Annotated in this window: 17 protein-coding genes and 1 tRNA gene; 16 read left to right on the top strand and 2 right to left on the bottom strand. The window is 43.8% G+C overall.

Translation table 11 applies throughout. From position 1 onward, the window contains the following. The first annotated feature begins 47 nt into the window (after positions 1–47). The 5 genes from BLS14_RS15100 to BLS14_RS15085 all read left to right on the top strand — a co-directional run bounded on the left by BLS14_RS15100 (position 48) and on the right by BLS14_RS15085 (position 3,696). Complete coding sequence (locus tag BLS14_RS15100; protein ID WP_024629525.1) at positions 48–809, top strand: ParA family protein; 762 nt, start codon at positions 48–50, stop codon at positions 807–809. Beyond that, on the top strand, positions 802–1,647 hold the full coding sequence (locus tag BLS14_RS15095; protein WP_024629526.1) for a ParB/RepB/Spo0J family partition protein: 846 nt from the start codon (positions 802–804) through the stop codon (positions 1,645–1,647). Before BLS14_RS15100 ends, BLS14_RS15095 begins: the two co-directional genes overlap by 8 nt. A 152-nt stretch (positions 1,648–1,799) precedes the next feature. Continuing rightward, complete coding sequence (locus BLS14_RS15090; RefSeq protein ID WP_072733931.1) at positions 1,800–2,960, top strand: aminotransferase class V-fold PLP-dependent enzyme; 1,161 nt, start codon at positions 1,800–1,802, stop codon at positions 2,958–2,960. Between the two features lie 73 nt (positions 2,961–3,033). Next, on the top strand, positions 3,034–3,186 hold the full coding sequence (locus BLS14_RS32610) for a hypothetical protein (protein ID WP_170867840.1): 153 nt from the start codon (positions 3,034–3,036) through the stop codon (positions 3,184–3,186). 9 nt (positions 3,187–3,195) lie between these two features. Then, positions 3,196–3,696 (top strand): DUF4446 family protein, encoded by a 501-nt coding sequence (locus BLS14_RS15085; RefSeq protein WP_063567383.1) that lies wholly within the window; start codon positions 3,196–3,198, stop codon positions 3,694–3,696. Here the strand turns inward: BLS14_RS15085 and yyaC are convergent. Next, the gene (gene yyaC, locus BLS14_RS15080; protein WP_072733930.1) at positions 3,671–4,276 is read right to left on the bottom strand and encodes a spore protease YyaC; all 606 of its coding nucleotides are present in this window, start codon (positions 4,274–4,276) and stop codon (positions 3,671–3,673) included. The genes BLS14_RS15085 and yyaC overlap by 26 nt on opposite strands. A 140-nt stretch (positions 4,277–4,416) precedes the next feature. Between yyaC and BLS14_RS15075 the strand changes: the two genes are divergently transcribed. From BLS14_RS15075 to BLS14_RS15060, 4 genes are all read left to right on the top strand, one after another. Beyond that, entirely contained in the window at positions 4,417–4,656 is a 240-nt protein-coding gene (locus BLS14_RS15075; protein ID WP_371121640.1) for a putative Se/S carrier protein, read from the top strand. A gap of 14 nt (positions 4,657–4,670) precedes the next feature. Continuing rightward, positions 4,671–5,606, top strand: a complete 936-nt coding sequence (locus tag BLS14_RS15070; protein WP_072733929.1) for a mechanosensitive ion channel family protein — start codon at positions 4,671–4,673, stop codon at positions 5,604–5,606. Next, a complete protein-coding gene (locus BLS14_RS15065; RefSeq protein WP_063567381.1) occupies positions 5,596–5,805 on the top strand; it encodes a DUF951 domain-containing protein in 210 nt (69 codons plus the stop codon). The genes BLS14_RS15070 and BLS14_RS15065 overlap by 11 nt, the downstream gene beginning before the upstream one ends. Positions 5,806–5,916: 111 nt before the next feature. After that, positions 5,917–6,007: transfer RNA gene (locus BLS14_RS15060), tRNA-Ser, on the top strand. Between the two features lie 418 nt (positions 6,008–6,425). On the opposite strand, the gene BLS14_RS15055 is transcribed toward BLS14_RS15060, so the two are convergent. Then, positions 6,426–6,620 carry a YjzC family protein gene (locus BLS14_RS15055; protein ID WP_063567380.1) on the bottom strand — a complete coding sequence of 65 codons (195 nt, stop codon included), beginning with the start codon at positions 6,618–6,620 and terminating at the stop codon, positions 6,426–6,428. A gap of 201 nt (positions 6,621–6,821) precedes the next feature. On the opposite strand from BLS14_RS15055, the gene rpsF reads away from it, so the two are divergent. The 7 genes from rpsF (at position 6,822) to opp4B (ending at position 12,431) form a co-directional block, all read left to right on the top strand. After that, positions 6,822–7,115 carry a 30S ribosomal protein S6 gene (gene rpsF, locus BLS14_RS15050; protein WP_024629534.1) on the top strand — a complete coding sequence of 98 codons (294 nt, stop codon included), beginning with the start codon at positions 6,822–6,824 and terminating at the stop codon, positions 7,113–7,115. Positions 7,116–7,163: 48 nt separating this feature from the next. Next, positions 7,164–7,652 (top strand): single-stranded DNA-binding protein, encoded by a 489-nt coding sequence (gene ssb, locus BLS14_RS15045; RefSeq protein ID WP_063567379.1) that lies wholly within the window; start codon positions 7,164–7,166, stop codon positions 7,650–7,652. 56 nt (positions 7,653–7,708) lie between these two features. After that, positions 7,709–7,981 carry a 30S ribosomal protein S18 gene (gene rpsR, locus BLS14_RS15040; RefSeq protein ID WP_017691433.1) on the top strand — a complete coding sequence of 91 codons (273 nt, stop codon included), beginning with the start codon at positions 7,709–7,711 and terminating at the stop codon, positions 7,979–7,981. A 219-nt stretch (positions 7,982–8,200) separates the two neighbouring features. Continuing rightward, a complete protein-coding gene (locus BLS14_RS15035) occupies positions 8,201–8,794 on the top strand; it encodes a M15 family metallopeptidase (protein ID WP_072733928.1) in 594 nt (197 codons plus the stop codon). A 731-nt stretch (positions 8,795–9,525) separates the two neighbouring features. Continuing rightward, positions 9,526–10,524, top strand: a complete 999-nt coding sequence (locus BLS14_RS15030; protein WP_064641983.1) for an ABC transporter ATP-binding protein — start codon at positions 9,526–9,528, stop codon at positions 10,522–10,524. 4 nt (positions 10,525–10,528) lie between these two features. After that, a complete protein-coding gene (locus BLS14_RS15025) occupies positions 10,529–11,461 on the top strand; it encodes an ABC transporter ATP-binding protein (RefSeq protein WP_090952629.1) in 933 nt (310 codons plus the stop codon). A gap of 7 nt (positions 11,462–11,468) precedes the next feature. Next, on the top strand, positions 11,469–12,431 hold the full coding sequence (gene opp4B, locus BLS14_RS15020) for an oligopeptide ABC transporter permease (RefSeq protein ID WP_090952627.1): 963 nt from the start codon (positions 11,469–11,471) through the stop codon (positions 12,429–12,431). Positions 12,432–12,443: the final 12 nt, after the last annotated feature.

The following is a 12,443-nucleotide window of genomic DNA, read 5'->3' as shown; positions in this document are numbered from 1 at the left end:
CTCACAACCTACAAGAAAAGACTCCTATTTTATTTGAGGTGAAGTAATTGTCTAAGATTATGGCCGTAGCAAATCAAAAGGGCGGTGTGGGGAAAACGACGACATCTGTTAACTTGGGTGCAGGACTGGCTTCGCTCGGGAAAAGGGTATTGCTTGTCGATATTGACCCCCAGGGGAATACAACCAGTGGAGTCGGAATCAACAAAGCAGATGTGGCCAATTGTATATATGATGTCATCATTAATGAAGTTCCCCCTCAGGAAGCGATTGTGGAAACTCAGATTGAAGGCCTTCATATCATACCTGCAACGATTCAGCTTGCCGGAGCCGAAATTGAACTGGTATCCACGATATCACGGGAAGTTCGCCTGAAAAAATCACTCGCCATGGTGAAAAAAAACTATGATTACATACTGATCGATTGTCCACCTTCTCTAGGCATGTTAACGATCAACTCGTTGACAGCTTCAGATTCGGTGATTATTCCGATTCAGTGTGAGTATTATGCGCTCGAAGGGTTGAGCCAATTGCTCAACACGGTACGTTTGGTGCAGAAACATCTGAATACATCCCTGCAGATTGAAGGGGTATTGCTGACGATGTTCGACGCTCGTACGAATCTGGGCATTCAAGTGATTGAAGAAGTGAAGAAGTATTTTCAACAAAAGGTGTATCAGACCATTATTCCACGCAATGTGCGGCTTAGTGAGGCACCTTCTCATGGTCAGTCTATCATTACGTATGATCCTCGATCCCGAGGGGCTGAAGTTTATTTAGAGCTCGCAAAGGAAGTGATTTCTTATGAGTAAGCGGCTTGGAAAAGGTCTTGATGCCCTCATTCCTTCGCTTTCAATTAATGACGATGATAAAGTCGTAGAAATCCCGATTAGTCAACTGCGGGCAAACCCTTACCAACCTCGTAAAGTATTTGATGAGGATGCGATACATGAACTCGCTGAATCAATCCGTCAACATGGTGTTATACAACCTATTATTGTAAGACCTGTTTTGAGAGGTTATGAGATCATTGCTGGTGAACGTCGTTTCAGAGCTTCCCAATATTGCGGTAATGCCACTGTGCCTGCCGTAGTTCGTAATTTCAGTGATCAGCAGGTTATGGAGATTGCTTTAATCGAGAACTTGCAGCGGGAAAATCTGAATGCGATGGAAGTTGCAGTTGCTTATCAGGGGTTGATGGACCAGTTTGGATTAACCCAAGAAGAGCTCTCCGTAAAAGTGGGTAAGTCACGTTCTCACATCGCTAACTTCCTACGTTTGTTATCATTGCCGGAAGAAGTGAAGGATCATGTTTCACGTGGAACATTGTCAATGGGGCATGCACGTGCTATCGTCGGTGTTAAGGATGAAAGCCTTGTGAAGCAGCTGGCAAAACAAACTATTGATCAGCAGTGGAGTGTACGTGAACTGGAAGAGGCTGTTCAACAATTGGATCGTTCCAAAACGGGTGAAGCGAAAGCCAAATCCAAGTTGAAGAAAAAAGATCCATTTATTGATACATTGGAAGAGTCTTTACGTGAACGGTTCAAAACAACGGTGAAAATTAAGCATAACAAAGATAAAGGCAAAATTGAGCTCAACTACTACAGCAAACAAGATTTGGAGCGACTGTTGGAACTGTTGCAATAATAGTCGTAATTCCATGATCGATGAACAACATGCGGGGCTTTTTCATGTGATGACATATCGCCTCTGTACCATGGAGAAACGATATGTCATTGTTTGTTTATAGGGAATTCATCCAAACAGAACGATCAATTAGGGACAGAGGTGGTCATGAGGTGGAGGGAGTTATCTATCTGGATCATGCAGCGACATCTTGGCCTAAGCCACCTGCTGTCGGGGAAGCCATGATGCAGGCTCTGGATGTGGCAGGGGCCAACCCAGGCAGAGGAAGTCATCGGATGGCTGTACAGGCGAGCCGAGTTGTATTTGGTGCCAGAAAAGCGTTATCCACTCTTTTGGGTGTTCGTAATGCCAATGATATTGCACTGGGTTCTAATACCACAGAAGCTTTGAATCTAGCTATTCAAGGGTGGTTAAGAGAAGGCGATCACGCCATTGCTACGATGGCTGAACATAATTCAGTAAGACGGCCCTTGGAGTACATGCGCAGATCTCGTAATGTAGAGGTTGATTATGTGCCTGTTAATGCAGCCGGGGAGATCGATCTGGTCGAATTCGCACGCTTGTTTCGTTCCAATACAAGATTGGTTGTCTGCACGCATAGTTCGAACCTGCTGGGGAGTATTCTGCCCATTGGTGAAATTGCACTGATGTGTCAAAAACACCAGGTGGCTTTGCTTGTTGACGCTGCTCAAAGTGCTGGAATTATCCCTGTGGATGTGAAGCAGCTTGGCATCGATATGCTTGCCTTTCCCGGGCATAAAGGACTGTTGGGACCGCAGGGAACGGGTGGGCTGTACATTGCTCCTGAGCTGGATGTGCAACCATTGCTTCACGGAGGGACAGGAAGCCAATCCGAGGCGATTGAGCAGCCACTTGTTCGTCCTGATCGCTATGAGGCAGGTACGCCGAATACCGTGGGTATAGCAGGTCTAGCAGCCGGAGTGCAGCATGTGCTTGAACTGACGCCTGAATTCATATACAAACAGGAGTGGGATTTGACTCAGCATATGATGGATGGGTTATCATCAGTACAGGGGATTCGAATGCTTGGTCCTGAAATTGGACAGCCGCGCACCGGATTGTTATCCTTTACTGTTGAAGGATATGATTCGGCCCAACTCGCTTTTCAATTAGACCGAAATTATGGCATCGCTGTGCGTTCAGGTTTTCATTGCACACCACTTGCCCATGATTCGGCTGGCACAACGGCAAGTGGGGCTGTCAGAGCGAGCGTGGGATATAGTACATCAAGAGAAGATGTCGATGCGTTGATCGAAGCAGTTATCGAATTAACAGCATCCAAATCTGTATGAAGCAACCCTAATGAAATGTGAATTTCAATCGCTTGAATAAGCAAAAAGCAAAAGAGGCAAGAAGCCAAAACGAGTGATTAACCGTAGGGGTTATCTGGTGAATAATAAGGGTAAGCTTGAGGGTTATATTAGTGCGTTGGATGGCTTTTCTTGGCTGAATGGATCGATGATGTGGAGTACGTTTGAAGCTACAAACGTTAACCTGAACAAACCAACAGAGGGGTAGTTGCACTACATGGCTGAATTAAATGAGCTGATTCTGGAACAGCTGATATGGATTATTGGCGGCATGGCATTACTTTTGGTGATTTTGCTTATCATAAGTATTGCTCAAGGCGCAAAGCTACGGAAGTTTAAACGGAAATATGAGGCCATGATGGCTGGCAGTGGAGTCGAAGATCTGGAGTCGCTGTTAATCAATCTGAAAATTCAGATGGACAGCATTGAGGATGAGCATACACTGCAAACGGATCAGTTAAAGACTGTCATGCAGAAGCTGACCCGCATCCAGGGTAAAGTGGGCGTGAAACGGTACAACGCTTATGGGGAGCTTGGCAGTGATCTGAGTTTCTCCATGGCGATGGTTAACGATAGCCAGGACGGTATGGTACTGACTGGTATCTATAATCGAGACGGTTCCTATGTATATGCTAAACCTCTTAAAGGGGGAGAGTCCACGTATACTCTTTCCCCTGAGGAAAAGGAAGCCATTACTCTGGCACAGCAAGCAGAGTAGAACGGGTATGCCATTCGCGAATGGCGGAGTAGAGACTGCTGGATATAATCTCGGACATGCGCATGACTAGACTGAGACGTGTGTTCTGCAAAACAAAGTATTCCATAAAGCCGCCGACGTTAACGATACCTGTAAGATGGATATCGCCGACCGGCGGTAATTCTTTATTTACACCCGCTCCTGGTTTGAGCGGTCCATTCACGACCTGGATACATCCAACACTCGAAGACTGTCCGAGACAGGCATCAATACCGATCACATAAGGGTTGTGATGTGTTGTGTGTATTTTGTGAAGGGTGTCCTGCAGGTTCATTGCATGTACGGGTTCATCCAATGTGCCATAGAGATGGAATAGAGGGCTGTCCCACTTGGCAAGTGACGAGCCGACGAGCGGGCCAAGGCAGTCCCCAGTAGAGCGATCTGTACCGATACAGACGACAACTACATTTTGCAAAGAATGGGCTTTATAGAGATGAAACATTAAACGATGAATGATGGCTGAGTGAATGCCTGGATCTGTATGTGGGATTTTCAAACTGGCCATGTCTTGAGCTGAGAAGGAATGCGAAATGGGATTCATAGGATCTATCCTTTCCCTTGGAATAGTAGTAACAGTATATGGAAGGATAGAACGTTTTATACTTCGTGGGGACAAGCTTTTTCAAAGGAATGAATGTATCACGAAAGGAGCCGGACATGGACGAGTGGATTGATGATTGGATGCTGATTGCTTTTGATTCCACCCAGCAGGCGCTGCGGGCAGAAATGCTGCTGGAGTTTGCCGAGATTGAGATCGACTTATTTCCTACACCAAAAGAGATCACAGCGGGCTGTGCTCTATGTATTCAGTTTCCAAAAGAAGATCTGGAGAGAGTGAGACAAATCATTCGTAACGAATTTGTGGAGATCCGTGGCCTCTATTTCAAAACCGCTGACAGCTATGATAACATACCCATGTAGAGGAGGTTTGATCTATGTTGCCTTTTAAGTTTGCTGAGACCTCGCCTGATCCAGGGAGGACTATAAAGGGAGCCATTCGCTGGACAGACCAATTATGGGATAAAGTCGCTGATGCAGATATGTGGTTTAATATTCTGTTCAGCTCAATCCGCATCGTTATTATTTTCATTATTACGCGTATTGTGATTAAGATTGTATCACGTATTATAGATCGCACGATGGCACGTAAGCAGGAAGGTAAGATTCGCGTCAATCCGCGGAGATTTATAACGGTGGGAGAGTTGATGAAAAATGCGACCTCCATAACATGTAATTTCATTATGATTCTGTTACTGTTATCTGAGATCAACGTGAAAGTTGGACCATTGTTAGCGAGTGCGGGAGTACTTGGACTGGCTATCGGTTTTGGTGCCCAAGGATTGGTGAAGGATGTTATTACGGGTTTCTTCATTATATTGGAGGATCAATTCGCGGTGGGCGATGTTATTCAAACAGGTACCTATAAAGGAACGGTTGAGGTCATTGGCCTGAGAACAACCAAGCTGGTTAGCTGGCAGGGTGAGGTGCACATCATTCCAAATGGTACGATTGCAAGTGTAACTAATTACTCGATGTCTAATTCCCTTGCAGTTGTGGACATTCCCATGAAGGGTGAACAGACCCTGGACGAGTCAGTGCACTTGGTGAAACGAGCTTTGACTGGGATTGAGGATCGAGATCTGAACATCGTTAAAGTACCTGACGTGCTTGGTATCCAGTCGATGTCTACCTCGGAATATGTGGTTCGCATTGTTGCTGAGTGCTTGCCGAACTCCAGGGCATCTGTAGAGCGTCAAATTCAGAGTGATGTGAAGAAAACACTGGAGTATCATGAGATGAGCAATCAGGCAGCATTAGAGCAAGCAGCAGCTCAGGAGAAGGATGAGGGGGATGGCATAGGTGGAGCGTAAAAGTTTCCAGCTTGGAGACATTGTGCAGATGAAGAAGCAGCATCCATGTGGCAGCAATGAGATGGAGATTATTCGGATGGGCATGGATATTCGCATCAAGTGTGTAGGATGTAAACACAGCGTATTAATTCCCAGAGCGAAATTCGAGAAAAACATGAAAAAGGTACTTCGTTCGACAGAGGATTCGTCTGAATCCTAATGAAAAATTGGTTAATGTTTACTCTTTTCGCACTCCATAATAACGTTTACATGTAGGCATAGCTTAAGTATTGCGTTCTGTAAATGATCATGCTATAATCATTATTGCTGCGGAAAGGTACCCAAGAGGCCCAAGGGGGCTGACTCGAAATCAGTTAGGCGTGTCACAGCGTGCGTGGGTTCGAATCCCACCCTTTCCGCCACTAATAGATATTGCTTTGTAATTGTAATTGAAAAACTTACTCAACGTGTGTTGAGTTCTATACATGCAAGAAGACCTTCCAGCTGGAAGGTCTTCTTATTTTTATTGTTGTCTAATAACTCTTCTTAATTGAAAAAACAAAGAGCCCCTAAGGGCTCTTCATTCGGCGATGCATTCGGTTTGTTAGGAAACAATCGGTCGTAACGATCAGAAACTTGGTGTACTGCAAGTAGCAATACTCGTGCTTCAGACAAAGGCCTTACACACAACCATCTTGCTTCTTAAATTACGTGATGAATCTCCAACAGTGAATGTTCGGCTTCGTTGTCCAACGGAACCACACCTCTCTCGTGCATCGCCTGATTGTATTATGTGCATTAGTACGTTTTATATACAGCAGTCTGAAAAAATCTTTACGCTTAGTGGACGCGGGCTTTGGTAAGCTTTTTCCACTTGCGATTCTGATTGCTTGTTTCAGGGAAAGCTTCACCCTTTTGGAGGGTTATCCGTTTCGGATTGTTAATCTCCGTATGAAAGCTCTTCTCACCAACCTCGGTGTACTCACCATCGTTTGGAGCTTTGTCTCCTGGTTCAAACTCGGTTCTTTCACCCATGATAAAACCTCCTCGGCGTAATGGATTCCAATGTTGCTTCTGTAGTGTGCTCCATTGGAGTTATGATCATGTGTTTTAAGAAGAGGGAACGTTTGCTTGCATTGAGACATCATATTTGTTATATTAATATAGTTCGAGTTTGTGCTCGTTCCTTGCTCTCAACATAGATTGAGGGCCAGAGTCCATAAGGAGGTGAAAATTATGCGCAAATATGAAGTGATGTACATTATTCGTCCTGATGTTGAGCAAGAAGTTGTTCAAGCTACAGTCGATAAATTCCAAGGCATCATCTCCAACGGCGGTGGTGAAGTTACAGCTCACGACGTTATGGGTAAACGCCGTCTTGCGTATGAGATCAAGAAATTCCGTGATGGTGTTTATGTTTTGGTACACTTCACTGCTGAACCAGCAGTAGTTACTGAACTTGAGCGTCTCATGAAGATTTCTGACGAAGTAATTCGTTATCTCATTACAAACGACGTTAAGTCTGCTTAAGACAACTCGTGATCAATGCACCAATACGCTCTGAAGGAGGGGATTACATTGTTGAACCGTGTCATTCTGATCGGCCGGTTAACCCGGGATCCTGAGTTGCGTTATACTCCAGCTGGAGTAGCAGTTACGCAATTTACTTTGGCAGTGGACAGACCGTTTACAAGCCAAGGTGGAGAAAAGGAAGCGGATTTCATTCCGGTCGTAACCTGGAGACAGCTTGCTGAGACTTGTGCAAACTATTTGCGCAAAGGACGCCTAGCTGCAGTCGAAGGACGCATTCAAGTACGGAATTACGAGAATAACGAAGGAAAACGTGTATACGTGACCGAAGTCATTGCCGATAACGTCCGTTTCTTGGAGTCAGCTAACCGTGATAATAACGGTGGCGGCGGTGGTGGTCAACCGATGCGTGAAGAGCCTTCTTACGGAGGCGGCGGGCGCGCGAACAATAACAATAATTCGCGTAGCAACAATCAGGATCCTTTTTCCGATGACGGAAAACCGATTGATATATCGGATGATGATTTGCCATTTTAACGTGAGCCGATACTCTAATGAGATATGGGTTACATGATAGGAAAGGACTGAAAAGCATGGGCTTCAAGCAAAGAGAAGGCGGAGACAACGATAAAAGACCGGCACGTCGTGGCGGCCGTAATAAACGTCGTAAAGTGTGCTTCTTCACAGCTAACAAAATTACTCACATCGATTATAAAGATACGGACTTGCTTCGTAAATTTATCAGCGAGCGCGGAAAAATTTTGCCACGCCGTGTAACAGGTACTAGCGCTAAATATCAACGCATGCTGACGATTGCCATCAAACGCTCCCGTCAAATCGCATTGCTACCATACACAACTGAGTAGTCTTACTCAGCATGGATACAAAGCAGTCGGCTTATAGCCGACTGCTTTTTTGCATCTAAAAATAATTAAGGTTGGTTCTCTCCTGGTAATTGGATTTCGCAAAGAGCTGCGGCGATAGAAGCAATTAAGGCGTAAATGATTTATAATAGAGTCTATTATATTGCTGATATCAGATAGCGTGAGTATAAACGAATAAAGATTTCACCATCAGGAGAGAGCATGAATACATCCAAACGTAAAGTAAAACAGAGACGCAAGAGTAGTCTGCGATTTTGGATCGTAGCTACGTTTTTGCTTTCCATTATATATGTATGGTTACAGCAAAAAGGAGGTACCTATGATATTTGGCCACGGACCAATGTACAAGAAGCAGTGCCGATCACTGGACTTCACCCGGTAGTCGCGGAAAGTGAGAAGTTGTTGGTTCGAAAGGCAGCTAGACGAGGAATTGAAATCGTGATTACACATGATTTTCGCAGCATAAACGAACAAGATGCCCTCTATAATCAAGGACGCTCTCTTTCCGGAAATATCGTTACCAACGCCAAAGGGGGAGAGTCCTATCACAACTATGGTTTAGCCATTGATTTTGCGTTGCGGACTCCTGAAGGAGATGTAGTGTGGGATATGGAACGTGATGATAACGGCAATGGAAAGCCAGATTGGCTGGAAGTTGTGGAACTTGCCAAAGAACTAGGGTTTACGTGGGGAGGAGATTGGGATAACTTTCCGGATTATCCTCACTTGCAGATGGACTTTGGATTAAGCATCAACGATTTGAAGCGTGGGAAAAGACCTCCGGTTACGCAGTAATTACAATATTATATATACATCTATATGTATAAATATTAGAAAAGCCTTGCATTTTGCAGGGCTTTTTGCTTGCTTTTGTAAAATAAATGATAAAAGATGACAATTTGTTCTTTACATAAGCGATTAAATGAAACTATACTATAATAACTAGAAATTTAACTTCAATCCTTTAGTAATATCTAAATCACACCTCTAAAAGCACAAAATTTGGATAGAAACCAATTTCACTTCCAAACAAAATATTTCCTCTACAATTCCCTCATACCTAACATAATAGTTTGTTATATCTATATTTATAACATTTAACTACACATACTGTGTAATGCTAATGTCATGTATTTAGATAATCGGTATATTTAAGCTTCAAACTCTACCATTGAAAGTATCTGACTGGCTCTGAAATTCCTTGATCTATTCCCTTTAAAGTATAACTAATACCCAGAACTGTGCTATAAAAAACATTTATACCATAAATCTCAAAATAAGCATTGACGTCACCTAAATTTACACGTATGATTACATTAATTATTTTGCTTTATTATCCCGCTAGGAATTGTCAGTATTAATTGACCAACGGTCTAAATAGCAGTGTGAAAAATGGATTCTCCTAATGATTTGGTATTTTGTATACACTTTCGTTCGTTATCTTCAAGAACATGGAAATATACAGTGGATGCATTCTTCTACACATGAATACAGTCCGCAGAAATTATGGGGTTAGGGTGATTGATTTGAATACAGAGCTATTGGAAGTCAGAAATCTAACTACATCATTCAGAATTGAAGATGACTATTATGCAGCAGTTGATCACGTTAATCTTACGGTTAAAAAGAATGAAGTATTGGCTATTGTGGGAGAATCAGGATCAGGCAAAAGTGCCTTTGCTTTTTCAATTATGGGCCTGCATAACAAAGCCAAAATTGATGGTGAAATTCTGTACAAAGGGCAGGATATAGCGAATATATCTCCAAACAAGTTAAACAAACTCCGCGGTAAAGAGATGGGGATGATCTTTCAGGACCCACTTTCCGCATTAAATCCTCTGATGCTGATCGGTGAACAGATCGAAGAGATTCTGACACTGCATCAACCCAAGCTATCTTCGAAAGAAAAGAAAGACAAAGTAATTGATTTACTCAATCAAGTAGGGATTCCGCGTCCCGAACAATTATACAAGCAGTATCCTCACGAACTATCGGGTGGTATGAGACAGAGAGTTGTTATCGCGATTGCGATTGCCAATAAACCTGAATTGCTGATTGCCGATGAACCAACGACAGCGCTTGACGTTACAATCCAACTACAAATTCTGGAGCTTATCCGCGAATTGAAGAACGAGATTAACGCAGGAATCATTCTGATCACGCATGATCTGGGAGTCGTTGCCGAGATGGCTGATCGCGTGGCAGTTATGTATGCAGGTGAAATTGTTGAGATTGCCGATATCTATACTCTAATGACGGATGCCAAACATCCATATACACGGTCTCTACTAAACTCTATTCCTACCATTTCTGAAGAAAAATCGAAGCTTCATGTCATTCAAGGCATTGTTCCTTCACTGAAAAACCTTCCTCGCCAAGGGTGCCGATTCAAGGCCCGAATTCCATGGATAAGTGATTCGGCTCATGAAGAAAACCCACAGATGCATGAAATTGCGCCAGGTCACTTTGTACGGTGTACCTGTTATCAGCACTTTCATTTCCCTGATCAAGCTGAGGAGGAATAACATAATGGCATTACTCGAAGTAGAAGGACTAAAAATTCACTTTCCGATTCGCGGAGGGTTGATCAAGCGTGAAATTGGTAACATCAAAGCGGTTGATGATGTGAGTTTCTCCATTGAGCAGGGTCAAACGTACGGCCTTGTAGGTGAGTCAGGCTCAGGCAAAACGACTACGGGTAGAGCCGTTATTGGCTTAAACCATGTGACGGCCGGGAAAATTCTTTTCGATGGAAGAGATCTGGCTACAGAGCGGCGGAAAGATAGACAACTACAGCGTGATGTGCAGATGATCTTTCAAGATCCGTACTCTTCGTTAAATCCCAAGAAGCGTGTTATCGACATCATTGCTGAGCCACTCCGTAATTATGAACGGCTGACAGTTACGGAAGAGAAACGCCAGGTCCGAGACCTTCTGGAGAAGGTTGGATTGAGTCCCGAATCGATCTATAAGTATCCTCATGAGTTTTCCGGAGGGCAGCGGCAGCGGATTGGCATCGCTCGTGCGATTGCATTGAAGCCCAAACTGATCATCGCAGATGAGCCAGTATCCGCACTGGATGTATCCGTGCAAGCTCAGGTGCTCAACTTCATGCAGGATATTCAAAAAGAGTTAAATCTGACTTATCTGTTCATCAGTCACGATCTCGGCATTATCCGCCATATGTGTGATCAGATCGGAATTATGTATAAAGGCCGATATGTGGAGCAGGGCACGACGGATGATATTTTTGAGAATCCACAACATATTTATACCAAGCGTTTACTTGCAGCCATTCCGGATATGGACCCAACCAAACGTGAAGAAATGGTAGCCTTCCGTCAGCAGGTCAAATCCGACTATGAAAATTCATACCGAAATTTCTTTGATGAGGAAGGGCTGGCATACTCGCTCCAATCCATTTCCGATACTCACCGAGTAGCTCTACCTCAGAAAGGTTGAAGACCATATGTGGAAAACGATAGTACGCAGAATTATCATTATGATTCCTCAGATCTTTTTGCTTAGCCTGCTGGTCTTTCTACTGGCAAAGGCGATGCCTGGAGACGCACTTACCGGATTACTCGATCCGAGTATAGATCCAAAAGCGCTGGAGGAACAGCGGGAACGACTGGGATTAAACAATCCATGGTATGTGCAATATTGGGATTGGATCAAAAATGCTGCACAAGGCGATTTCGGACAATCTTTTCGATTCAAAATGCCAGTATCTGATTTGATTGGTCAGCGTGTTGCCAATACGTTCTGGCTTGCACTGGCGACACTCGTGTTTACTTATCTGATTGCCATTCCACTTGGCATTATCAGTGGTCGTTACAACGATACTTGGTCTGATCGGTTGATCACTGGTTACACCTACTTGGGCTTTGCAGCCCCGTTGTTTATCTTTGCACTGGTGATGTTATGGATATTTGGATTCCATTTTGGCTGGTTCCCAACCGGAGGAAGCGTGGAACCTGGACTTACGCCAGGGACATTCAGCTATATAACAAGCAAATTCTATCATTTGTTATTACCAGCATTATCAATGGCATTAATTGCAACAGTATCTACCGTCCAATACTTACGTAGTGAAATTATTGATATCAAGTACAAGGAATTCGTTCTTACTGCGAGAGCCAAGGGCGCCTCGGAATCTCGAATCTACAACAGGCATATATTAAGAAACTCCCTGTTGCCGATCGCCGCATTTTTCGGTTATGAGATCACGGGACTTATCGGAGGTACCATTTTCATTGAGAGCATATTCAGTTATCCAGGTATGGGACAGTTGTTCCTGAATTCCATTTCTCTTCGGGATTTCAGTGTAGTAACTGCGCTCGTCTTGTTATATGGCATAGCTACAATCCTGGGATCGTTGCTATCTGACATTATTCTGGGTATTGTTGATCCGCGTATACGGATTAAGTAAGAACTTGAAGAT

The sequence above is a fragment of the Paenibacillus sp. OK060 genome (genome assembly GCF_900101205.1).
Taxonomy (GTDB): Bacteria; Bacillota; Bacilli; order Paenibacillales; family Paenibacillaceae; genus Paenibacillus; species Paenibacillus marchantiae.
Note: the sequence above shows the minus strand (reverse complement) of the source record. Positions and strands in the feature narration are given on the sequence as shown.